Below are 24377 nucleotides of genomic sequence, written 5' to 3' on the forward strand. Positions count from 1 at the left end.
TCCGTCGTGCAGAACCCGCAGAGCAGCTATGCAAACTCGGGCCTGCAAGTAGCGAAAACAATGAGTTATATAATGGGCAACACAACGAGATGAATTGAACCACAGTTCCTCAAAGATGAAGGAATAAAACGATGAACCTGCTTCGCTCATACAACAACTGGCGCCGTTACCGCGATACTGTCAACGAGCTTAACCAGCTTTCGACTCGCGAACTTAACGATCTTGGCATTTCCCGCGCAGACATTCCGTTTGTCGCACGTCAGTCCAAGGGACGCTAATCAGATTTGACTTTGCTGGGCCTGAATCCTCCTCCCATCAGGCCCGGTTCGTCGCAAAGCACTCCTCCTCCCATGCTTTGCGATACCAAGACCGGTCTCTCCTCCTCCCAATTCCGGTCTGACAATAATGGCATCCGTCGCACCTCCTCCCGCGCCGGATGCCATTTGTTTTTGTGGTATAGGTTCCCTGCTCTGATGCGCTTCTCCCATTGAAGGCGACATTCAAAGGAGGTAAGGGATTTGCCATGTCAAAAGATACCAATCTCTCCCCCGTACATGTCGTTGGCGGCGGCCTCGCAGGCTCCGAAGCCGCGTGGCAAATTGCGCAGGCTGGCGTTCCTGTGGTTTTGCATGAAATGCGCCCCGTTCGCGGCACAGACGCGCATAAGACGGAGCAGCTTGCAGAGCTGGTCTGCTCGAATTCTTTCCGCTCGGACGACGCTGAGACCAATGCCGTCGGCGTACTTCATGCCGAAATGCGCCTTGCAGGCTCGCTGATTATGGCTTGTGCCGACGCACATCAGGTCCCAGCTGGTGGCGCACTCGCGGTCGATCGCGAAGGCTTTTCGCAGGCAGTGACTGCAAAACTAGAAGCGCACCCGCTGATTACAATCGAGCGCGGAGAAGTCACCGGCCTACCGCCCGAAGACTGGGGCACGACGATTGTTGCGACCGGCCCACTGACTGCGCCGACTCTTGCAGAAGCGATTCAAGCACAAACAGGTGCTGATGCGCTCGCTTTCTTTGATGCCATCGCGCCGATCATTCATTTTGATTCGATCAATATGGATGTGTGCTGGTTCCAGTCGCGCTATGACAAGGTTGGGCCGGGCGGCACCGGTAAGGACTACATCAACTGCCCTATGGACAAGGAGCAGTATGAGGCTTTCGTTGCTGCCCTCATCGAAGGCGACACGACCGATTTCAAGGAATGGGAAGGCACGCCCTATTTCGATGGCTGTCTGCCTATCGAAGTGATGGCCGAACGCGGCCCGGAAACCTTGCGCCATGGCCCGATGAAGCCAATGGGCCTCACCAATGAGCACAATCCGACGGTCAAGGCCTATGCGGTCGTGCAGTTGCGTCAGGATAATGCGCTTGGCACACTCTACAATATGGTAGGTTTCCAGACGAAATTGAAATACGGCTCGCAGACCGGCATCTTCAAAATGATCCCCGGCCTTGAGAATGCAGAATTTGCGCGTCTTGGCGGCCTGCACCGCAACACCTATCTCAATTCGCCAGTGCTGCTCGATAATGTGCTGCGGTTGAAGTCTCGCGAAAACCTGCGCTTCGCTGGCCAGATTACCGGCTGTGAAGGTTACGTCGAATCATCGGCAATCGGACTGCTGGCCGGACGTTTCACCGCTGCTGAAAAGCTTGGCAAGACACCGGTGGCACCGCCGCAGACCACAGCTTTTGGTGCGCTGCTCGGCCATATCACTGGCGGCCACATTGTTGCTGACGACGATGAACCGGGTAAACGCTCATTCCAGCCAATGAACGTGAATTTTGGTCTGTTCCCACCAATCGACGTGCCTAAACCAGAAGGCAAGCGGCTGCGCGGCAAGGAAAAGACGCTTGCAAAAAAGCGTGCGCTATCTGCACGCGCACTCGCCGATTTCCAGGAATGGCTCGGCAACAACGCGTAAGTTTCGAAAGAAATTTACAGTTTTAATTCAAAAAGATAAGGCGGTTTTCTTATTCAGGAAAACCGCCTTATCTGTTTTAAAAATTAGAGCGAAACATCAGCCATTGTTTGCGTATGGCTGACAGGTCAGCCACCTGATCAGCAGCTTTACTACCAAGCCGTTCAACAGAGCTGAGATAGGCCGGAACAAGCGCCAGCGGCAGAAATGCAGGGCTGAGGCTTTTGGGCAGATCTTTCTTGGCCTTATCAAAGATTGCCAGATGTTCACGCGCGAGAGCCATCATCACAGTGATGACGCGCTCATGAGCGGATTTGTCGTCGTTGCCGAGGAAGGCTTCGCGCGTCACGCCAACCGCCTGCAGCATATCGGCAGGCACATAAAGCTGCCCGCGACGACGATGAATCGGCATAAGGCGCAAGAGGCCAGTCACGGCCTGTGCAACTCCGGCATGGCCGACTGTCTCGGTATGGGCCTGCGCCGCATCACGATCAAGAATGAAACCGGCTAGCTGGATAAGTGCCGACGCGGTTTCGCCGCAATAGCCTTCCAGATCGTTCCGGCTTGGCATTGGGTCGTCATAGAGATCGAAAATGCGGGCATCGCAATAATTGTCGAAAGCCACGCGCGGCAGATCATATTTGGTAATCGTATCGATCAGCGCTGCAGCAACAGGGTGGGCATCTGCACTGCCCCGTTCCTCACCATTGATGAGATCGCGCCACCATTGAAGACGGACTTCACCGGGTAGTGGCTCGTGTACCAGATCGCGAATCCGAGCAATTTCTGCATTAAACGCATAAAGCGCCGCAAGCGCGCCGCGTTTTTCTTCCGGCGCATAGAGCACCGAAAGATAACGATCCCGGTCAGCTTCGCGCAGAAGCGCCAGGCAATGTGCCTCATTCTGGTTCATGGAAATCAGTCTACCGCAATCAGCGCCGCTGCTACTGCACGATCTTCGGCGAGCAGCACATTATATGTGCGCACCGCAGCGCCCGTACTCATTGGATCAGAGGAAATACGATGCTCACGCAGCATAGCGCGCACATCTTCCGGAATGCGGCGAAGATCCATTCCCGTTCCCACCAACAGGATTTCAATGTCACTCGCCTGTTCAAGAATGGCGCCCAGATCACGGCGTGACAGGATTGGCGGCGTCTGCGGTTCCCAGCCATGAATGCCGGATGGCAGGCACAGAATAGAGCCAATATGCGACATATCGGCGAAGCGGAAACCGCCATTGCCATATGCATCAATTGGTGCGCGGCCCGGAAAGTGGGCCTCACGAATTTCTATACCCTTAGCCATGTCTAATTATCCAGATTGAGCGACTGTGCAAGATCATCGCCCATTGCATCGTCACCATCAGCAGCGCGCGGCTTGAGGCCGAACTGTACGAGCAAAGGTGCTGCGATAAAGATCGAAGAATAGGTTGCCACGATGATGCCCACGCTCAATGCCAGTGCAAACATGCGGATATCTGCTCCACCAAACATATAGAGCGGAATATGCGCAATGAAAGTCACAAAGGCTGTCGGCAATGTACGCGACAAGGTCTGATTGATGGAGGCGTCAATAATCGCGGGCAGCGGCGCACTGTTATAGCGCTTCAAGTTTTCACGCACTCGGTCATAAATCACGATGGTATCATTCAGCGAGTAACCGATGATTGTCAGAACCGCCGCAACACTCCAAAGATTGAATTCCATGCGGAAGACAATGAAGACGCCCGCCAGAATGATGACGTCGTGCAGCGTCGAAAGAACAGCGCCAAGCGCCAACTGCCAACGGAACCTGATCCAGACATAGACGAAGATACCGGCAAGCGACAGGAACAGCGCGAGAAGACCGGCCTGTGACAGCTGCTCCGAAACGGTTGGGCCGACAACCTCAACACGCTGGAACGAGTAGTCCTGCTCGAATTCACCACGCAGTTTCACCGCTACGGTCTGTTCTGCATCGTCGCCCACTTCCTGGCTGCCAATAAGGACAAGCGCAGAACGTGGGGATTTGACAGGCAGCACGCGCGCGCTCTCAATATTGAGCTCGCTCATGCGTTCTTCAATGTCAGCCAGATTGGCGTCACCGCTGCGAGCCTGCAATTCGACCATCGAACCACCACGGAAATCGATGCCGTAATTGATGCCGATATTGACGAAGAGAGCGACAACGATTGCTGAAGCCAGAACGGAAATGCCGAGGGTCACGAACTGAAGACGCATGAACGGAATATGCGTAACGGTCGGAACGAGCTTCAGGCGACGCTTCGGGATTTCTTTCGGCTTTGCCGTGCGCACCCATTGGGCGATCAGCAAACGCGTGAAGGTCAGCGTCGTGAATAGTGTTGTAAGGATACCGATTGTAACAGTGAGCGCAAAGCCATGTACCGGACCTGAGCCAAGCAGGAACAGAACGAGAGCTGCAATCATCGTTGTGAGGTTGGCGTCAACGATGGTCGAAAGCGCGCGATAGAAACCAGATTCCATCGCCTGAACAACGGAATAGCCTTTTCGGCGATCTTCCCGCACACGTTCGTAAATCAGAATATTGGCATCAACGGCCATACCGATGATCAGCACCAGACCCGCAACGCTGGCAAGCGTTATCGATGCTCCAATCAGTGATATGATCGCTATCAGAATGATCATGTTGACGACAAGCGCCACCATGGCGATCACGCCGAGGATGCCATAGGACAGGATCATGAAGAGGCCGACTAGCAGCGCCGCCAGAAGTGCTGCGGATACCGCTGCACTTGCATAATCGTCACCCAGAGCCGAAGCGATGGTACGTTCTTCAAGAACTGAAACAGCCTTTGGCAATGCGCCCGAACGCAGAACGACGGCCATATTATTGGCAGCCTGCAGATCAAAGCCGCCAGAAATTTCAAGCTCATTCGTGTCAAGCTGTCCGTCTACGACAGGCGCTGAAACAACCTGATTATCGATGACAATTGCGAAGCTCTTGCCAGCGGCCTGAGCGGTCGCAGCAGCGAGACTGCTGCGCCCCTTCTCGTCCAGCGTCAGCGTAATGACTGGTTCGTTATCGTCTTCGGCAAGGGTTGCTTTTGCATCGGTGACATCTTCACCAGTAAAAATAGGCTCGTTTTTGACGAGATAGCCGACTGGTGGATCGTCATAGGAATAGACAACCGCGCTGTCAGCTGGTGGTTCTCCGCGGATCGCATCGTCGGGAGACATGCTGTCATCAACCGAACGGAACGAGAGATTGCCACGAATACTGAGAATATCTTTCAGAAGCTGGGCGTCATAAAGGCCCGGGACTTCAACGCGAATCCGATTACGGCCCTCTTCCTCGACGATAGGGCTGCCGTAGCCAAGTTCTTCCAGACGCTGCCGCATAATGTCTTTAGTGCGATCAAGATCGCCACTGGCAGCATTCTGCACCTGAAGGACGAGCCGAGAACCACCCGAAAGATCAAGGCCAAGTGCGACCTGCTTTGTGGGCAAAAATCCGGGCAGATTTGCCAGTGTTTCACGCGAGAAAAAATTAGGCGACGCAATGATGAAGCTGGCAATGATTGCCAACCAGATCAGAGCCGATTTCCAACGTGAAAAATAAAGCATCGAGCAGCAAATCCGTTTCGGCTTGGGTAGATCGTGCTGGAGGAGTGCATTCGCGAACTGCCCTCCGGCTTTGTGAACGCGCCATATCCAAAGACAAGGCACATGCACGATAATGATCGAGCCCCGGTTATGGAAACCTTACCGGGGCTCGATTAGTCTGGTAAAAATTACTTGTTCTTGTTGTCGGCGACTGGTTCGCCCTTAACGCGCACTTCAGAAAGAGCGCTGCGCAGAACGCGGATCTTAACGCCTTCAGCGATTTCAACATCGAGCTCGCCGTCGTCATGGACCTTCTGGACCTTACCGACGATGCCGCCACCGGTCACAACCGTGTCGCCGCGACGAACTGCTGCCAGCATTTCCTGACGCTTCTTCATCTGGGTACGCTGAGGGCGGATGATGAGGAAATACATGATTACGAAAATCAGGACGAAAGGCAGGATGCTCATGAGCATGTCTGGTCCAGCGGCGCCGCCGGAGGCTTGTGCAAAAGCCGGTGTTACGAACATTAGGAACTCCTCTGAAGTCTCGAAGACAAATTCTTTACGGCATTACAATGGTTAGCGCGACAATTGCAACCGGCGAAGGCCCTACTGCGCCAAGGTCACACACTTTTCCCGCCCGCTGTGGCATGTTAAGCCCTGATCCTCACTATTTGAGGGCTTGGAATGACCACCGAAAATATACTCAGCCAGAAACTAGACCGCCTGATTGCTGCTTTGGAGCGCATTGCACCACCGCAACCAGGCATACCTGATCTTGAAGCCGCTGACTGCTTCGTCTGGGCACCGGAGCGACTGACACTTGATCCGGTCAAACGTGTTAATCGCGTCGATATAGCGCTCATTCGTGGCGTTGATTTGGTGCGTGACCAGCTTGTCGACAATACCCGCCGTTTTGCCAAAGGTTATCCGGCAAACAATGTCCTGCTCTGGGGCGCGCGCGGTATGGGCAAATCATCGCTCGTCAAGGCTGCTCAAGCCAGCGTCAACGCCGAACAGGCCGACAAACTGCCGCTCAAGCTCGTTGAAATCCACCGCGAAGATATCGACAGCCTGCCTGCCCTGATGAATATCATCAAGGAAACGGACTATCGCTTCATTCTGTTCTGCGATGATCTTTCGTTCGATCACGATGATACGTCCTATAAGTCGCTGAAAGCTGCACTTGAAGGTGGCGTTGAAGGCCGTCCAGACAACGTAATTTTCTATGCGACGTCCAATCGCCGTCATCTGATGCCGCGTGATATGATTGATAACGAGCGCTCGACTGCCGTTAATCCATCGGAAGCGATTGAAGAAAAGGTTTCGCTGTCCGATCGTTTCGGCCTGTGGCTTGGTTTCCATAAATGCAGTCAGGATGACTACCTGGCGATGGTTGACGGCTATGCCGCGCATTATAAGCTGGATTACGATCCGCAGGCGATGCACGCAGAGGCGCTAACCTGGTCAACCACGCGTGGCAATCGCTCAGGCCGTGTTGCCTGGCAGTATATTCAGGATCTCGCTGGCCGGCTCGGCAAAGCGATTTAAGCGTTTCCAGCAACATTGCGAAGCGGCTGTGTGTCGGATGATGCGTAAAAACAGACAGTTAAAGCGGGTCCAGGGATTCATTCTTAACTGGAACCGCAGTAACTGAAAGCATAAAGAAAATGGCGGGTCCGAGACCCGCCTTTCTTATTTACATTATCCAATTCCGATCAGGATTCCAGATACTTGGATGGATTGACCGGCGAAGAGTTCTTGCGCACTTCAAAGTGTAGCTTTGGCGACTTTGCGTTGCCGCTCATGCCAGACTTGGCGATATCTTCACCGCGACGAACCTTCTGACCGCGCTGCACGAGAATCTGGCTGTTGTGGCCGTAAACCGTAACCAGACCATTGTCGTGGCGGATAAGAACTGTCTGGCCGAATTCTTTCAGACCGTCACCTGCATAAATAACGACGCCGTTTTCAGCAGCCTTAACAGCGGTACCTTCCGGCACCATAATGTCGATGCCATCATTCACGGAAGTGCCGTCACGCTGACCGAAGCTTGCGAGAACGCGACCGCGAACTGGCCATCGCATCTGCGAGATACCGGTTGAAGATGGCGCAGCGGACTGATCCTTTTCCGCATCTTCAATGACCTTGTTGCTCGCCTGAGGCGGCGTGTAAGGCTTGACGTTCGATGCTGCGTCAGGTGCAACTGAAGCGGTCTGCACAGGTGCAGGAGCTGCAGGTTTCACTGGCTGAGGTGCAGCGGCTGCAACCTGCGTTGCCGCACCTGCTGCCGATGGGATAGCCAGATTCTGACCAACGCGGATTGCTCCGTTTGTCAGGCCATTTGCCTGCTTCAACTGTTCAACCGGAACGTTGTGCTTCTGCGCAATCGAGAAGAGCGAATCACCTGACTTAACCGTGTAACCACCACCAGCTGCGGCAGGTTGTGGAGCAGCGTTCGCGACTGGAGCAGGAGAAACAGTATGATTTGCGGCAGGCAGGGGAACGCCATTTGCGGTGGCTGGCAGCTGACCCAGAACCTGCGACTTCGCATTGGCAGCTGCATTATTTGCAGCACCGGCAGCACTGGCGACCTGAGTTCCGGCATTGTTAACGGCGCCATTCACGCGATTGGCGGCATTATTTTGTGCCTGATAAACCTGATTCTGTGCCTGCGTTGCAGCAGCAGCGACCGGTGCAGACGACACAGGAGGCAGGCTGTTACGCTGTACGGACCCACTCGAAACCGGCTGAGCCGCCGCCACTGGCGCAGATGAGTAAACATCGCCAGCAGGCTGTTGTTGCACAACACGCTGATTAGACGTGGAGCCTGTGTAAAGACCATCCGTGAAGCGCATTGTATCGGCGCTACACCCTGCACCAAAACCGGCAATGAGAACGATCGCTGCATTCCGCAGAAGACGTTCGGACGTATGCTGCAATATTGGAAAACGCATGTTCAACTCGCCCAACTCTAAAACTCACTTGGACTCATTAAAACGCGTTAATGTTACTCGCTGGTTAAGAATCGAGATTTCTTCGAAAAAATATTCACCAATTAAACACCATAAGCACACAAAAGTGCCACGGCATTGCCCGCAATGCTCCACAAACCCTGAGCTTTTAAAGGATAAATACGCGGGCCACTTCCTCACAAAACGGAGGAAATGCCCTCGATAAACGGCTGATAACGAACAGGCATAATGTTTTCCTGCTCGAAACGGCTACCCACTTTTGCGATGCGCGTTACCATCTGCATACCATCGCCCGGCCCCACTGGCGCAACGAGAACGCCATGCGTTGCCAGAAGCTCCACAAAATGGCGCGGAATATCCTCACAGGCCAGCCAGATCACGATACGATCGAATGGCCCACCCGGCATTCCGTGGCGACCATCCGCGTGCTTCACCATGATATTTTCGCGCTTGAGCGTCACGAATTGCTGCAAGGCTCGGTCGCAGAGTTTGCGATAACGTTCAACCGTCGTCACGCGGCCAGAAAGCATAGACATAACGGCGGCTGTAAAGCCCGAACCTGTACCGATTTCCAGAACACGGTGTCCCGTTTCCAGATTGAGAGCAGAGATAACCCGCGCCTGATCGTCGATACCTTCAATATACTCACCGCAATCAAGCGGTGCGGTGCGCTGGCTGAAAGCAAGATGCGCCCATGAAGAGCCCATGAAGCTCTGTCGCGGGGTCGCTTCAATTGCCGCAAAGAGGCGGGCATCATTGATGCCACGCGCTCTCATACGCATTACGAAGGATGCAAATCCTTCCCTGTCCGAAAGCTGCGGGCGTTCAGACACAGCCTGATTCATGCTTCAACCCCAAGAGTCTTGCTCAATTCAGCGCGAACCTTCTGAGCTGTCAGGTCGAGATGCAGCGGCGTCACCGAGATGTAATCAGCGCGGATTGCGGCAATGTCGCTATCGCTGGCGACTTCTGCCTTGGTACGACCAAACTGCAGCCAGAAATAAGGGAAACCGCGACCGTCGCGACGCTCATCGAGCCGTGCATCGTGGCTCAACTTGCCCTGTGCAGTGACGCGTGTGCCTTTGACTTTATCCGGTGCGCAATTCGGGAAATTCAGATTGAGCAGGACGCCTTCTGGCCAACCAGCTTCAACCAGCTTCTTGATAAGCCCAGGTGCGTGAGCCTCTGCTGTTTCCCAAGGCAGAATACGGCGACCATCTTCGTAGTCATATTCCTGCGACAGCGCGATTGCCTTTACACCGAGAAGCGTGCCTTCCATCGCACCGGCGACCGTGCCTGAATAGGTCACGTCATCAGCCATATTGGCACCCGAATTTACACCCGACAGGATGAGGTCCGGTGCTTCTGGCAAAACATGGCGAACGCCCATGATGACGCAATCAGTCGGCGTGCCACGCAGTGCAAAATGACGATCATCAATCTTGCGCAGGCGCAGAGGCTCTGACAGCGTCAACGAGTGTGCAAGGCCGCTTTGGTCAGTTTCAGGAGCGACGACCCAGACATCATCGGAGAGCTGGCGTGCGATACGCTCCAGAACTGCGAGGCCTTCAGCGTGGATACCATCATCGTTCGTCAGCAGAATTCGCACGTCATCACTCCTTCATCTATCAATGATTCTGATTCACGCAGCTTTCTCGATCCGCGTGAGGCCGCCCATGTATGGCTGCAATGCTTCAGGAATATGAATGCTGCCGTCTTCCTGCTGATAATTTTCCATCACAGCAATCAGAGCGCGACCAACAGCAACACCTGAACCGTTGAGGGTATGAACAAAACGCGTGGCTTTCTCACCTTCCGGGCGATAGCGCGCGTTCATACGGCGGCCCTGGAAGTCGCCGCAGACCGAGCAGCTGGAAATTTCGCGATAAGCGTTCTGTCCAGGCATCCATACTTCGATGTCGTAAGTCTTCTGCGCGCCAAAGCCCATATCACCCGTACACAGAACAACAGTACGGAACGGAAGACCAAGACGCTTGAGAACTTCTTCCGCACAGGCTGTCATGCGTTCATGTTCAGCAGCCGAGCTGTCTGCGTCAGTGACAGAAACCATCTCGACCTTCATGAACTGATGCTGGCGCAGCATTCCGCGGGTGTCACGGCCTGCAGAACCCGCTTCCGAACGGAAGCACGGTGTCAGCGCGGTATAACGCTGAGGCAGCGACTTGAGATCGACAATCTCGTCCGCAACCAGATTGGTCAACGGCACTTCTGCTGTTGGAATCAACCAACGGCCATCCGTGGTGCGGAACAGGTCTTCCGAAAATTTCGGCAGCTGGCCTGTGCCATAAACGGCTTCGTCGCGCACCATCAGCGGCGGCATGGTTTCAGTATAGCCGTTTTCGGTGGTGTGCAGATCAAGCATGAACTGGCCAAGCGCACGTTCAAGACGGGCGAGCGGGCCTTTGAGAATCGTAAACCGCGCACCGGCGATCTTTGCCGCGCGTTCGAAATCCATGTAGCCAAGCGCTTCGCCCAGCTCATAATGTTCTTTTGGCTGGAACGAGAAATTGCGCTGATTGCCAATGCGGCGGACTTCGACATTATCTGCCTCGTCCTTACCAAGCGGCACATCATCTGCTGGCACATTTGGCAGGCTCGAAAGCGCGTCGTTCAGTTCCTTGACCAGACGGCGTTCTGCTTCCTCAGCTTCAGCCAGAAAGGTCTTCAGCTCACCAACTTCAGCCTTGAGCTTTTCAGCGGTTGCCGCGTCCTTCTCGGCCATGGCTTTGCCGATTTCCTTGGAAGCCGCGTTGCGGCGTTCCTGCGCGGCCTGAACTTTACCGACGTGCTCACGACGCTTCTCGTCCAGCGCGATCAGTTCGGACGAGAGTGCCCCTGCTCCGCGCTTTGCAAGCGCCTTATCGAGAGCTTCAGGGTTTTCGCGAATCCATTTGATATCGAGCATGGGAAAAGCCGTTTCATGAAATTTAACAAGAAGAGAGGCTGCGATCCCGCAGCCTCTGTTTAACATATGTCCGGATCAGGAAGTCGGAGCGCTATCTTCAGCATCAGGATCGCCTTCGGCTTCATCCTTAGCTTCTTCGCGCTGCTTCTCAATCATTCGAGCCAATATGATGGAAATCTCGTAGAGAAGGATCGTCGGTATGGCAAGACCGATCTGGCTTGCCGGATCCGGCGGTGTCAGAACCGCTGCCACCACAAAGGCAATGACGATTGCATACTTGCGTTTGTCTTTCAGGCCCGCTGATGTAATCAAGCCAACGCGTGCCATAAGGCTTGTAACGACCGGAAGCTGGAAAACGAGACCGAAAGCGAAAATGAGCGTCATGATGAGGCTCAGATATTCGGAAACCTTCGGCAGCAGCGAAATCTGCACTTCACCATTGCCGCCACTTTGCTGCATGGCCAGGAAGAACCACATCACCATCGGCGTGAAGAAGAAATAGACGAGCGCGCCGCCAATCAGAAACAGGATCGGCGAAGCAATAAGGAACGGCAAAAATGCCATACGCTCGTGCTTATACAGGCCCGGCGCCACAAACTTGTAGATCTGTGCGGCGATGATCGGGAAAGCCAGCACAAGACCGCCAAACATCGCGACCTTGACCTGCGTGAAGAAGAATTCCTGCGGCGCGGTATAAATCAGCTCAGCCTTCGAGCGATCCATACCAGCCCAGTCGATAGCCCACTGGTAAGGCACGACGAGCATATTGAAGAGATGCTTTGCAAAGGCGAAGCAGATAACAAAAGCGACAAAAAACGCCAGAATCGCCCAAATCAGGCGGCGGCGCAGTTCGATCAGGTGTTCGAGCAGAGGAGCGGCGCTCTGTTCAATTTCGTCCTCGTCCCGTTTCACGCTTTGGTTCCTGTCTTTTCAGTCGTCTTTTTGGTGGTCTTTTTAGCAGCAGGCACTGCTGCTTTTGGCGTTGCTGGCTTTGCCGAAGCAGTTTTCTTCGAAGCCACTGCTTTTGCAACAGGCTCAACCTTGGCGGCAGCTCTAGGTTTTGCAGCCACTGCCTTAGCTTTGACAGGCTTGGATGCAGCCGGAACCTCTGCTTCAACAGCTGGAGCGGCCTTCTTGCGCGGGGCTTTAGGCTTGGCTGCCTGTGCTTTTGGCGCAGGCTTTTCTGCAGGAGCTTCGACCGGGACCGTCGTACCATTCGCTTCGACAGGTGTCGTCACCTCGGCAACCTTTGCAGGCTCGGCAGGAGACATTGATGTCGTGGACTGGAGACCGGAACGAATATCTTCACCGGCGCTGCGAATCGGATCGAAAACCTGAGTAAGCTTAGAACGCGGATCAAGCTTGCGAGCTTCATCAACGATGTTTTTCACATCTTCAAGTTCAGCTTCCTTCAAAGCTTCGTTGAACTGATGCCGGAACTCGTTGGCGGTGCTGCGCATACGCGCTGTCGCCTTACCGAAAGCTCTGAGCATCTTCGGCAAATCCTTGGGACCAACGACCACAATCATCACGATTGCGATTATCAGCAGTTCAGACCAACCGATATCGAACATAATTTGATACTCCGCGCTTCTGACGCGCGCGTCCCGTCTTTCGGCGGAAAACCGCAATCCAGATTACAAATGCATCTCTGGTGAGAAAGCCCTGCAATCAACCTGTTATTATTGCGCATGATGGGCCCCGAAAACCGGCGTTCAACTCACGGGATCATGCTGTCATGACAAAACATGCTGCGCACTATATTGCACGCAGCAGCATCTAGATCACATCAGGACTTTGTCGTCTTCTTGACATCGTTGACGGTTTCATCCGCCCGCGCATCAATTGTACGTGCATCTGCCTTGGCGTCTTCCTTAGCAGCATCTTCTTCAGACATGCCCTGCTTGAAGTTCTTGATGCCCTTGGCGACGTCGCCCATCAGTTCTGGAATTTTGCCACGGCCAAAAAGAAGCAGCACAACCGCGAGAACGATCAGCCAGTGCCAAATAGAAAAGCTACCCATTTCATTCCTCTCATCGCCGTTAGAGCACGGCCTATTCCTGTATTGCTGATTACGATTTAAGCGCTTTCAACAAATCTTTCAAACAGAAGTATGACTGTGAACCAAGATACAACGAATTTATTTGTTGTAGCTCAATTTTCTTATCAATCTCCGCGTGGTGCTAACAGTCCGAGCCCTTCAAGATCGATATCTTCGAGTGGCTCTTCCTCATCCGTCAATTCATCCGGATCAACATTTGGAACCGGAACCGAGAAACTGGATGGGATGCGGGCAGACAACAGCCCTGCCCCACGCAGTTCTTCCAATCCAGGCAGATCACGGATTTCCGGCAGACCGAAATGATCCAGAAACGTGTCCGTCGTGCCGTAAGTCACAGGGCGGCCAGGCGTGCGCCGACGTCCGCGCAATTTGATCCAGCCCGTCTCCATCAGCACATCAAGCGTGCCTTTGGAGGTTTCCACACCGCGAATATCTTCAAGTTCCGCGCGCGTCACCGGCTGATGATATGCAATGATTGCAAGCACTTCCATGGCAGCGCGCGAAAGTTTGCGCTGCTGCACCCTCTCGCGGCTCATAAGAAAGCCGAGATCAGGAGCGGTGCGAAAAGCCCATGCCGTGCCAACCTGAACGAGATGCACACCACGTCCCTCATACACCTTCTGCAGATGAGTAAGTGCTGCAGAAAGATCAGTCGCATTCGGCAGTCTCTCGGCTAAAGCACGCTCGGATACGGGCTCGGATGATGCAAAGATTATTGCTTCAACCATGCGAGCCAGCTCGGCCAAAGTCAGCGACGAAGCCGGATGCTGTGCATCGTCTTCATATTCATCCATTGCCGCTTCCGCTTCAGACATTGTCGCCCTCATCCAGTTCATTCAGTTCGCCCGACGCCCGCATATAGATTGGCGCGAAAGGCGCGTTCTGTCGCACCTCCAGCTTACCCTCACGAACAAGCTCCAGACTTGCGGCAAATGAGCTTGCCAAGGCTGACGCTCTCTCCTGTGGAGACAACGTATAATCAATAAGAAAGCGATCGAGGGAAACCCAGTCCCCGCTCACTCCCATCAATCTTACAAGAGCAACACGCGCCTCTCTCAACGACCATACCGCGCGCTTTTCAATCTGCACATGAGATACGGCTTGTCGCTGGCGTTGCGATGTATAAGCCGTCAACAGATCATAAAGTGAAGCAGCAAACTGGCTTGATCGATCCACGACGACCAGTTCAGGCATACCGCGGGCGAAAACGTCACGGCCCAAGCGGTTGCGATTTACAAGCTTTGCGGAAGCATCCCGCATCGCTTCGAGGCGCTTCAGACGAAATTGCAGCGAAGCAACCAGTTCTTCGCCTGTGGCACCATCATCATCCTGTTGCTTGGGAATAAGCAATCTGGATTTAAGGTAAGCCAGCCATGCGGCCATAACCAGATAGTCTGCTGCCAGCTCGAGCCGAAGCGCCTGTGCCTGTTCCACAAAACCGAGATACTGCTCGGCAAGTGCGAGAACAGAAATCCGTGAAAGATCGACACGCTGATTTCGGGCCAGATGCAGCAGAAGATCAAGCGGGCCTTCAAACCCCTGCACGTCGATCAGCAGCGATGGTTCGCTTTCTGCACGCTCGGCTTCACCTTGCCACAAAGCATCCATCGGCACGTTAGCACCGTCTTTTCCGCCTGTGTTCGCTTCAGATTCAGCCACCCGCTCGTCCTGTTTGTAGATTCTGTCCGGCGCGTGAACAGCGCCGGCGTTTATAGTCTACCAAGTTTTGGCGGTTACGCCATCAGTTCGAACATTTGTCCAAACTCTTCGCGCAATTCCGCTTCATCGGAAAGATCAGGGTCGCCTGCATAAACTTCTGCAAGATCAGCACGTTTGCGCGACTTTCCGTCAAGGACGGGAACGCGAGCAGCAACTTTCACCAGCTCCTCCATAACGCCCGCGCAATAAAGAACGATGTCGCAACCGGCTTTTGTGATGCCTTCAACGATATCGCCCAGATCGCCTGAAAGCGCCTTCATCGAAATGTCGTCGCTAATCACCAGACCATCGAACTGGATAACGTCACGGATAACCGTGTTGATGACCGTAGGCGACATAGTCGAAGGGCGTTCAGGATCGAGACTGTCAAAGATCACATGCGCCGTCATCGCCATTGGCAAGTCATTCAATGCCTTAAACGGCACAAAGTCGTGGGCTACCAGCTCGCTCAACGGCACACTAACGCGCGCCAGCTCCTTGTGCGTATCGCTGAATGCACGGCCATGCCCCGGCATATGTTTCACCACAGGCAACACGCCACCAGCGAGAAGACCTTCTGCGGCAGCTCTTCCCATGGCCGCAACATTGTGCGGATTCTTGGAATATGCGCGCGCGCCGATGACATCATGAGCGCCCTCGATTGGAACGTCGAGAACCGGCAGGCAATCGGCATTCACGCCGACCTTCAAAAGATCGAAAGCATGAAGGCGTGCATGAAGCCAAGCAGCACGAAGTCCTGCTTCGGGATCACGATCATAGATCGCACCAATTTGAGCTGCGGCTGGATAGTTAGGAACCAGTGGCGGACGAAGACGCTGAACACGACCACCTTCCTGATCAATGAAAACAGGCGTCTGAGGCCTGTCTGTCACTTCGCGCAACTGCGCAGTCAGCTCAGCAACCTGTTCAAGGCTTTCAACATTGCGCGCAAAGAGAATAAAGCCCCAAGGCTTTTCATCCCGGAAAAAGGCCACCTCGTCCGGCGTCAACTTCGTTCCGGCTACACCAGCAATCCACGCCTTGCACTCTTTCATGCAGCATTCCTTCGATCTGTTCGTCGCCTTCAAATCAGCGGTAACGGTTTAACCCAAAAACAGTGAGCATGATAGTCACACGAAAAAGGGCGACTGGTGTCGCCCTTCTCTCAATTCACAATCTTGAAGCGTTTACTGCGTCACGAAGCAGCTACCGCCAGCAGTCTTGAGACGACCACATAGTGCGGATGCATCATCCTTCGAACCAGCCTGAACTCGAACGCGGTAATAAGTGCCCTTGTTCGGAATGTCAGCACGCTTGATATCGACTGCACGGCCACCAATCAAGCTGCCATAACGCTGCGCCATGTTGGCATAAGACTTCTGTGCCAGTTCAGCAGATGGCTGCGAAGCGATCTGAATGAAGTAACCGCCTGCACCGGCTGCAGAAGCAACCTGAGGTGCTGCAGCAGGAGCCTGTGCCTGAGTACGCTGCGGAACATTTCCCACGATAGTGGTTGGCTGTTCAGCCGGGCGTGAAGGCACGACAGGTGCCCGCACCTGAGGCGCTGGAGCCTGAGTTGCAGGTGTCGGCTGCGTTACAGGCGTGTTTGCAACTGGTTCCTGAGGCGCATTACCTGCAGCAAGAGCTGCAATCTCATCAGTTTCCGTTGGCGGCGCGATTGGTGCTGAATTGTTTGCAGTGTTTACTGGAGCGGCCTGTGGAGGTGTCTGCGCAGGCTGCTGGGCCTGAACAATGGTGCCATCAGGACGAACGATCATCGTTTCAACTTCACGAGGCTGGATCAACGGTGATTCCTGACCGGATTCAGCGGAGTTTCCGGCAGCCTGATTAGGCTCAGGTGCATCATCCGTGCCAACTTCATTGTCCTGTGTTGCACCAAGATCAACAGGCTCTTCGCCGGCAGAAATCAATGACTTCTGCTCAGGATTGTTTGGCAATGTACCAGCGACACGGTCATAGACAGCCTTGTCCTGATTAGGAACCGTAGCGCCACCCGGATTTTCCGGCTGAACCTTGATCGGCTGATTATCAGCGCGAATCACAACCGGCTCACCCGATCCGCTACCGCCGAGGAAATGGTAGCCAATACCGCCGATAAGAACAGCGATACCAGCAACACTTGCGAGGATAAGACCACGGCGGCCGCGCACCGGACGATTGCGATAGGCTTCCGCAGCGCTACCGAGATCATCTTCGGGCTGCATTGCAGCACGAGTGCCGAACTCACCACTTTCCATAGTCTGCGCACCCTGAGCAGCCCAATGATTATAGAAATCATCGCTGCTACCGCTTGGGTTCTGCGGTGATGCTGGTTGTGCCGTAGGGTTGGCACGTCCATAAGCCATTGTTGCAGCAGCTGCAGCCGCGCCAACGCCTAGCGCGGTACCAGCTGCAACACCTGCGTTTGGCATGTAGGACGAAGCGCTTTCGCGGAAAATATCTTCAAACGCCTTGTCAGCTTCGCTCTGAGCATCTGTTTTTGCAGCGGTCTCATCAACTCCAATCGTGTTGAAAACTTCTGCAAACTCAGTCTCAAGATCAGTCAGACCTGCATTATTTTCTTCTTCTCCATAGCTGACTTCCGGCAAATCGAGCGAATGGGTCTGCTCCACCTTGCTGTCAGCAACACTCAGCGTTTCGATTTCGGGTGCTGGTGCTGCAAACGAAGAACGCGGGTCGGCGTAGTTCGTGAAGGACGGAGCGGCAGGATGCTGCTCTTCCTCGGAATAGGTAGCGTGAGCGTAAGGTGTTTCCACCGGTTCACTCTCGGCTTCCACGCTCAGATCGAGATCATCTGCTGTGAAGAAGTCTTCTTCAGTGAAGAGGTTCGCATCGTCAGCCGCAACTGGCGAAGATGCATCGCCCGAGGCTTCGAAACCGAAATCGTCTTCATTGAACGAGATTTCATCAAGGCCGGAAAGTTCATCGCCGGTTGCTTCAACCGCTACAGGAGCAAACGACTGTTCGGTCTCAAGCGTGAAGTCGTCGTCGAAAGAGAAATCATCGTCGAGTTCGACTTGTTCTGATTCGTATTCTGCAGCAGCCTGCGTAGGTTCTGGCGACAAGACGCCAGCCGTTGCGGCACCCGCCGCAAAGTTGCTGAGTGCGTAATGCGGATAGATCGGTGTCTGTGCAGATTGCGAAGCAGCCTGTGGCTCTTCTAATGATTCCGGCGCATAGTTTGCAGCGGCCTCGACTGGTTCATAAGCCTCTGGCTCATCCAGCTGGAAGTCATCAAACACAGGGTCAGATTCTTCACGATAAGCGGGCTCTGCATAAGCCAAAGTTGGGGCTTCTGCTGCAGGTTCAGCATAACGTGGCGTATAGGTCGAAAACGGCTCAGGTTGCTCATCGTAAGCCGTCTCGGTGACCTGAGCAGACTGAGGCTCGTCGCTGAACAGCAGGTTTTCCAGCTCGTCTTCTAACGAAAGCGGCTGATGCGATGGCTCCGCGGCGTAGCTGGCCTCGAATGGCTTGGCGGATTGGAATTCCCAATCACTGCCATCGGACGGCAGCGGTGCAGGTTCCGTCGCATAAGTATTGTCGTAAGGATCTTCCGACGGCTGATAAGCAGACGGATTATAGTTCGAATAGTTCTGCTCCAGCGGCTCTACAGGCGCTTGTGCAGCATAGGCATCCGGATGAGTTTCTTCATAAGCCGTGCGGGCTTCTGAATAGTCGTTGTAATCGAACTGAGGCACAGGCTCGGAACGATCAGCTTCAACAAATTCAAAAGATTCAGCAGGAGCAAGCGGCTCGTTTGCATCGAGATGAAGATCGAACTCTTCTTCAAGCGCAGACGCCAGCGCGTCCTCCTGCACCGCAGGTTCTGCGTCCTGATAGGAATGCGGCTCGTAAGCTGGCGTCACATATGGAGCTGAATGCTGTTCCGGTTCGATTGAATTACCGAAATCACCAAGCAACTCTCGCTCGAGATCGAACGAAAGGTCATTGTCGCCAGAATCAAAATTTGGTTCGGGTCTATATTCGCTTCGAGCAACGTTATTATCTGCAGACGCGCCGAAATCCATGATCCGTGAAAGTTCCATCAGCGGATCGTCTTCGTGCAGCGGACGCTCGCCGTAACTACGGGGATTAGCACTGCTGTCCGTCATGGTGTGTTCCTAACTCAAACCCTGGACGCCGCAAGACGTCTCGATACATTACGTTGTAGCGAGGCAATGTGGGCAAAAGTTGACGGAAGTTTCCTGCGCCTGAAGGAAGATCGACGACTTGGATACTCGCTGATCTTCCATCATTTTGACTTATCTATACCCGCTCAACACTCTGGTTGAACTTGCGCGTATAGAAACCGTCCTAGCGCATTTCCGTTGGAGCATCCGCACCGATTATAGTCAAACCGGAAGTCAGCACATCGGAAACGACCTGTACTAGCCCTAGCCTTGCTAGAGACAATTCTGGATCGTTAACCTTAATAAAACGTAAGTCTGGGTTCTCAGTGCCCTTATTCCATTGCGAATGGAACGCGCTGGCCAGGTCATAGAGGTAAAAAGCCAGGCGATGTGGCTCCTGATGCGTGGCTGCAGATTCGATCAGACGCGGATATTCTGCAAGCTTACGAACGAGTGCGATTTCGCTTTCGTCGGTCAGTTTGCCGAAATGTTCAGCCATAGAAACGCGATCAAGACCCGACAGACCAAGCTGGTCGACTGCCTGACGGAAAACCGAGTGGCAACGCGCGGACGCATACTGCACGTAGAACACCGGATTGTCTTTCGACTGCTCAGTCACTTTCGCAAAGTCGAAGTCGAGCGGCGCATCGTTCTTCCGGTAAAGCATCATGAAGCGGACCGGATCACGACCAACCTCATCGACCACATCACGCAGAGTGATGAATTCGCCAGAGCGCTTGGACATACGAACTGGTTCGCCGTCACGGAACAGCTTGACGAGCTGGCACAGCAGAACTGTCAGCTTGGCCTTACCGTCGGAAACGGCACGAGCGACAGCTTCCAGACGCTTGACATAGCCACCGTGGTCGGCGCCCAGCACATAAATCATCTCGTTGAAGCCACGGTCATACTTGTCTTTGAAATAAGCAACGTCAGCCGCAAAGTAAGTGAAAGTGCCATCAGACTTCATCAGCGGACGATCAATATCGTCACCGACTTCTGTCGAACGGAACAAGGTCTGCTCGCGGTCTTCCCATTCTTCAGGCAGCTGCCCCTTTGGCGGCGGCAGCTTGCCCTTGTAAACATGGCCCTTGAGCGTCAGATCGTTGATTGCGGCGCGAATGACGCGTGCATGATCAACATGGAGCGTGCGCTCGGAGTAGAAAACGTCATGATGAACGTTCAGCGCTTCCAGATCGGCGCGGATCATGCCCATCATGGCATCGATCGTGCGATCTTTAACGATAACGAGCGCTTCATCTTCCGGCATTTCAAGAAGCTTGTTGCCAAACTCTTTGGCAAGCGCCTCACCAACCGGCACCAGATAATCGCCCGGATAAAGACCCGCTGGGATCTCGCCAATGTTCTCACCTAGCGCTTCGCGGTAGCGAAGGATCGCCGAACGGGCAAGAACATCAATCTGCGCACCAGCATCATTGATGTAATATTCTTTGGTAACGTCGAAGCCTGCGAACTTCAGCAGATTTGCCAGCACGTCACCAACCACTGCACCGCGGCAATGACCAACATGCATCGGTCCTGTCGGGTTGGCGGAAACATACTCGACATTGACCTTCGTACCAGCACCAAGCTTGGAGCGGCCGAAGTCGGTTGCTTCATTGAGCATCGCAAACAGTTCGCGCTGCCAATAAACATCTTTCAGACGGAGATTAATGAAGCCGGGGCCAGCCACATCGACCGTTGCAACATCGGCATCAGCCTTCAGCGCATCAGCAATAATTGTCGCAAGCTCACGCGGGTTCTGACCGACAGCCTTGGAAAGCACCATCGCGGCATTGGTGGCGATGTCACCATGCGTTGCATCGCGCGGAGGCTCAACGGTGATACGAGATAAATCGAGATCGCCACCGTCCTTTGCTTTAAGATCAATATCTTGCAACGTTTTTTTGATACGCGCGTCGAAATCTGCAAAGATATTCATGGTTCGTCCTGTGAGGCTTCCGTCCGGTTAATTTCTGCTGTCCGGCTTCTGTTCGTCATAAAAATAGCGGCGATCCCGGAGGCATTTGCGTTTCGAGACCCGCTTCGTCCCGCCCCGATTAAGCTAAATCGGGTGTATGGTCAAACAATCGTCGGTGTTCTCGCAATGCATAATTGTCAGTCATCCCCGCAAGATAGTCGGCGACGCGGCGCGCGCGCCCTGCATCATCAAGCGTTTCGCAGCCTGATTGCCATTCTGACGGCATGATTGATGGATCACTGAAGCAGATATCGAACAGGTCCTGAACGATCTTGTCTGCAGCGTGCCTGCGAACAACGACGCTGTCATGAAAATAGAGGTTCTTGAACAAAAAGCGTTTCAGGACTTTTTCTTCATCCCGCATCTTATCTGAAAAGCCAACAAGCGCACGCGGTTGTGCCTGCACATCCTCAACGCTTTGCGGATTGGCTACCGCAATACGGCGCTGCGATTCAGCGATCACGTCCTCAACCATGATGGTGATCTGGCGGCGGACCAGTTCGTGACCGGTGCGCACCGCATCAAGCGCCGGATAGCGCGTCCTCACGATATCCAGAAGGCGTTTTGTGAGCGGCACCTCATCAAGCCCCTCCAGCTTAAGCAAACCCGACCGAAGACCATCGTCAATGTCATGAGCGTTATAGGCAATATCGTCGGCAATCGCGGCACATTGCGCTTCAAGGCTGGCAAATCGCGATAATTCGAGATCATAACGTTCGTTGAAATCAAGGATCGGTTGCGGAACCGGCTCATCTGAATGCGTGGCGAATGGACCAACAAGGGGGCCGTTATGTTTGACCAGTCCCTCAAGCGTTTCCCAAGAAAGGTTTAATCCGTCAAAATCTGCATAGCGATGTTCAAGCTTGGTCACGATACGCAAAGACTGCGCATTATGATCGAAGCCGCCATAGGCTTTCATACGCTCATTCAGCGCATCTTCGCCGGTATGCCCAAAAGGCGTGTGACCAAAGTCATGCACGAGTGCTACGGCTTCGGCGAGATCTTCATCAAGCCTCAGAGCGCGCGCCAAAGCACGGGCAATCTGCGCCACTTCAATCGTGTGGGTCAGGCGGGTTCGATAATGATCCCCCTCATGGGCAATAAACACCTGTGTCTTATGCTTGAGACGGCGAAAAGCGGTGGAATGGATGATTCTATCGCGATCCCGCTGGAAAGGCGTTCGTGTAGCGCTTTCAGGCTCCGGCACCAGCCGACCTCGGCTCAGCGCAGGATTACTGGCATAGGGCGCTCTTTCGCGATAGCCGAAGCCAATTCCTTCCAGTTGCCCTATTTCTTCAGCGGACATTGCGATGCATTCCTCACTGTAATATGATTACGCAAATATCGTGCGGACATTGACTTCCACACGTTGCGTTCATAGCTATCAGCTAAACATGAAGGCAAGTATGCGTTTGTCGTAAATCCAGACAATTCCAACTCGACACTCGCAATTGCAAGCGGAACAAGGCAGATGACAGACATTACCGTTTCCGAATCCGCAGCCAAGCGGATTGCAAAAATTATCGGTTCTGAACCGGGCAAAACTGCGCTCCGCGTTTCGGTCGAAGGCGGCGGCTGCTCCGGATTTTCTTACAAGTACGACCTCGTAGACGATCAATCCGACGATGACATCGTTATTGAAAAGCTCGGCGCCAAGGTGCTGATTGATTCAATCTCTGTGCCGTACATGGATGGATCGGAAATCGACTTCGTTGATGATCTGATGGGACAATCGTTCCAGATACGCAATCCAAACGCAACTGCATCGTGCGGTTGCGGCACGAGCTTCGCGATCTGATCAGACTTTGGAGCGCGTTTCGATCTGATTGAATCAGATTGTCGTTCTAAGTCCTTGTTTTAACGCGCATCTTTATCCGAAAACCGTTACACATTTTTCGGTATGCGCTCTAATTCCTAAGTAATATTCAGCTGTATAAAGCGGCTCCAGTTGGACTGGAGCCGCTTTATTTTATCAGGCTTTTACCGATGAAACGGTCGCATCAATATGATCGACAAGCGCATCCGGTAGGCCAAGACGACCAGCCAGCATATCGAGATAACCACGCTCCGCACGGGTGTCCGGATCAATCGTCAGACGGGAAGCAGTATAAAGCTCGACCTTCTGTTCTTCGGTCTGTGCTGCAGCGACCAGCGCATCAATATCAATCGGATCAGCCAATTCTTTCTCGAAGAAGGCTTCAGCCTCATTGTCGAGACCCGAAATCTGCACCTTCTCCATGATATGTGCGCGTTCAGCGTCATCGATATGGCCATCCGCCTTTGCAGCAGCAATCATTGCCTGAATGAGTGTAAGCGCGAAGCTATTGCTCATCGTCGGGGACTGCGGATGAAATGGAGAATCCGCTGGCGGCGGCGGCAGCAGCTCTGGCTCTTTTGCTACAGGCTGTTCAGCGGTCTGTGGCGACTGGCCGGATTTGTAATTTTTGTAGGCGAGATAACCAAGGCCCGCGATTGCAGCGATACCGCCCGCAGTTGCCACATTACCTGCAAGCTTACGTCCGGTTTTTGTGCCCAAGATTGCAGCCGCAATCGCCCCCGTAGCCAATGGGTTTTTTTTCGCGAGATCAGTGGCCTGCCCTGCCTTGTCACGAACGCTTCCTGACATGCCCGGTATTTGCGATCCCAGAAACTGATCGAGAAGCTTTTTGGCGTCGAACATTAAAATCTCCTGTTTGGCTACGGTTTCATGGAGATAGGAACGCAAAAGCGGCAATACAAATGGCATTTGAATAATTATCAGACCGAGGCGAAATTCTGTGATGGAGAGTGAGCAGCGCTTGCCCTCGCCTCGTCTTCCGCCTAATCATTTACAGATGAAAATCGCGACATGGAACATTAATGGCGTCAAGGCGCGTATCGAAAACCTCCAGCATTGGCTGAAGGAATCGTCGCCTGACATTGCTTGCCTTCAGGAAATCAAGTCGGTGGACGAACTGTTCCCACGGCTGGAGATTGAAGCGCTCGGCTATCATGTGGAAACGCACGGCCAGAAAGGCTTCAACGGCGTTGCGATTCTGTCCAAGAAGTCGCCTGACGAGGTTAATCGTGGCTTGCCGGGCGACGAT

Annotated in this window: 23 protein-coding genes; 5 read left to right on the top strand and 18 right to left on the bottom strand. The window is 53.7% G+C overall.

The window, feature by feature from the left end:
- Positions 1–131 precede the first annotated feature (131 nt).
- Positions 132–278, top strand: coding sequence for a DUF1127 domain-containing protein (locus RT142_RS02285; protein WP_007874707.1), 147 nt, complete (start codon positions 132–134; stop codon positions 276–278).
- A 245-nt stretch (positions 279–523) separates the two neighbouring features.
- Complete coding sequence (gene trmFO, locus RT142_RS02290) at positions 524–1930, top strand: methylenetetrahydrofolate--tRNA-(uracil(54)-C(5))-methyltransferase (FADH(2)-oxidizing) TrmFO (protein ID WP_313027000.1); 1407 nt, start codon at positions 524–526, stop codon at positions 1928–1930.
- Positions 1931–2006: 76 nt separating this feature from the next.
- Here trmFO and RT142_RS02295 read toward each other — a convergent pair whose 3' ends face one another.
- From RT142_RS02295 to yajC, 4 genes are all read right to left on the bottom strand, one after another.
- The gene (locus tag RT142_RS02295; protein ID WP_007874705.1) at positions 2007–2840 is read right to left on the bottom strand and encodes a phytoene/squalene synthase family protein; all 834 of its coding nucleotides are present in this window, start codon (positions 2838–2840) and stop codon (positions 2007–2009) included.
- 5 nt (positions 2841–2845) lie between these two features.
- The gene (locus tag RT142_RS02300; protein WP_007874704.1) at positions 2846–3235 is read right to left on the bottom strand and encodes an Mth938-like domain-containing protein; all 390 of its coding nucleotides are present in this window, start codon (positions 3233–3235) and stop codon (positions 2846–2848) included.
- Between the two features lie 2 nt (positions 3236–3237).
- Complete coding sequence (gene secDF, locus RT142_RS02305; RefSeq protein ID WP_007874696.1) at positions 3238–5514, bottom strand: protein translocase subunit SecDF; 2277 nt, start codon at positions 5512–5514, stop codon at positions 3238–3240.
- Between the two features lie 167 nt (positions 5515–5681).
- Positions 5682–6023, bottom strand: coding sequence for a preprotein translocase subunit YajC (gene yajC, locus RT142_RS02310; protein WP_007874694.1), 342 nt, complete (start codon positions 6021–6023; stop codon positions 5682–5684).
- Positions 6024–6182: 159 nt separating this feature from the next.
- Here yajC and RT142_RS02315 point away from each other — a divergent pair, with 159 nt between their 5' ends.
- The gene (locus tag RT142_RS02315; RefSeq protein WP_105518428.1) at positions 6183–7046 is read left to right on the top strand and encodes an ATP-binding protein; all 864 of its coding nucleotides are present in this window, start codon (positions 6183–6185) and stop codon (positions 7044–7046) included.
- A gap of 167 nt (positions 7047–7213) precedes the next feature.
- Here the strand turns inward: RT142_RS02315 and dipM are convergent, their stop codons facing one another.
- From dipM to RT142_RS02380, 13 genes are all read right to left on the bottom strand, one after another.
- A complete protein-coding gene (dipM, locus tag RT142_RS02320; RefSeq protein ID WP_313027011.1) occupies positions 7214–8467 on the bottom strand; it encodes a cell division endopeptidase DipM in 1254 nt (417 codons plus the stop codon).
- Between the two features lie 179 nt (positions 8468–8646).
- Complete coding sequence (locus RT142_RS02325) at positions 8647–9315, bottom strand: protein-L-isoaspartate(D-aspartate) O-methyltransferase (RefSeq protein ID WP_064320513.1); 669 nt, start codon at positions 9313–9315, stop codon at positions 8647–8649.
- Positions 9312–10079 (bottom strand): 5'/3'-nucleotidase SurE, encoded by a 768-nt coding sequence (gene surE / locus RT142_RS02330; protein ID WP_007874687.1) that lies wholly within the window; start codon positions 10077–10079, stop codon positions 9312–9314. The genes RT142_RS02325 and surE overlap by 4 nt, the downstream gene beginning before the upstream one ends.
- 33 nt (positions 10080–10112) lie before the next feature.
- On the bottom strand, positions 10113–11396 hold the full coding sequence (serS, locus tag RT142_RS02335; RefSeq protein ID WP_112805170.1) for a serine--tRNA ligase: 1284 nt from the start codon (positions 11394–11396) through the stop codon (positions 10113–10115).
- A 75-nt stretch (positions 11397–11471) separates the two neighbouring features.
- Positions 11472–12308, bottom strand: a complete 837-nt coding sequence (gene tatC / locus RT142_RS02340; RefSeq protein WP_007874680.1) for a twin-arginine translocase subunit TatC — start codon at positions 12306–12308, stop codon at positions 11472–11474.
- Positions 12305–12970 (bottom strand): Sec-independent protein translocase protein TatB, encoded by a 666-nt coding sequence (gene tatB / locus RT142_RS02345; RefSeq protein ID WP_112804883.1) that lies wholly within the window; start codon positions 12968–12970, stop codon positions 12305–12307. The genes tatC and tatB overlap by 4 nt, the downstream gene beginning before the upstream one ends.
- 215 nt (positions 12971–13185) lie before the next feature.
- A complete protein-coding gene (locus RT142_RS02350; protein ID WP_064320511.1) occupies positions 13186–13419 on the bottom strand; it encodes a twin-arginine translocase TatA/TatE family subunit in 234 nt (77 codons plus the stop codon).
- 143 nt (positions 13420–13562) lie between these two features.
- The gene (gene scpB / locus RT142_RS02355; protein ID WP_007874677.1) at positions 13563–14273 is read right to left on the bottom strand and encodes an SMC-Scp complex subunit ScpB; all 711 of its coding nucleotides are present in this window, start codon (positions 14271–14273) and stop codon (positions 13563–13565) included.
- Positions 14266–15117 (bottom strand): segregation and condensation protein A, encoded by an 852-nt coding sequence (locus tag RT142_RS02360; protein ID WP_064320510.1) that lies wholly within the window; start codon positions 15115–15117, stop codon positions 14266–14268. Before RT142_RS02360 ends, scpB begins: the two co-directional genes overlap by 8 nt.
- Before the next feature lie 74 nt (positions 15118–15191).
- A complete protein-coding gene (gene nagZ, locus RT142_RS02365) occupies positions 15192–16211 on the bottom strand; it encodes a beta-N-acetylhexosaminidase (RefSeq protein ID WP_112804885.1) in 1020 nt (339 codons plus the stop codon).
- A 132-nt stretch (positions 16212–16343) separates the two neighbouring features.
- Positions 16344–19292, bottom strand: a complete 2949-nt coding sequence (locus RT142_RS02370; RefSeq protein ID WP_313027020.1) for an SPOR domain-containing protein — start codon at positions 19290–19292, stop codon at positions 16344–16346.
- A 202-nt stretch (positions 19293–19494) separates the two neighbouring features.
- Complete coding sequence (gene argS / locus RT142_RS02375) at positions 19495–21252, bottom strand: arginine--tRNA ligase (protein ID WP_064320508.1); 1758 nt, start codon at positions 21250–21252, stop codon at positions 19495–19497.
- A 118-nt stretch (positions 21253–21370) separates the two neighbouring features.
- Entirely contained in the window at positions 21371–22597 is a 1227-nt protein-coding gene (locus RT142_RS02380; protein WP_313027023.1) for a deoxyguanosinetriphosphate triphosphohydrolase, read from the bottom strand.
- Between the two features lie 165 nt (positions 22598–22762).
- On the opposite strand from RT142_RS02380, the gene erpA reads away from it, so the two are divergent.
- Positions 22763–23089 carry an iron-sulfur cluster insertion protein ErpA gene (gene erpA / locus RT142_RS02385; protein WP_007874671.1) on the top strand — a complete coding sequence of 109 codons (327 nt, stop codon included), beginning with the start codon at positions 22763–22765 and terminating at the stop codon, positions 23087–23089.
- A 174-nt stretch (positions 23090–23263) separates the two neighbouring features.
- On the opposite strand, the gene RT142_RS02390 is transcribed toward erpA, so the two are convergent.
- Positions 23264–23971, bottom strand: a complete 708-nt coding sequence (locus RT142_RS02390) for a tellurite resistance TerB family protein (protein ID WP_007874669.1) — start codon at positions 23969–23971, stop codon at positions 23264–23266.
- A gap of 154 nt (positions 23972–24125) precedes the next feature.
- Here RT142_RS02390 and RT142_RS02395 point away from each other — a divergent pair.
- A partial coding sequence (locus RT142_RS02395) for an endonuclease/exonuclease/phosphatase family protein (RefSeq protein ID WP_313027027.1) occupies positions 24126–24377 on the top strand: 252 nt, incomplete at its 3' end.

Source organism: Brucella sp. (genome assembly GCF_032066345.1).
GTDB lineage: Bacteria > Pseudomonadota > Alphaproteobacteria > Rhizobiales > Rhizobiaceae > Brucella > Brucella pseudogrignonensis.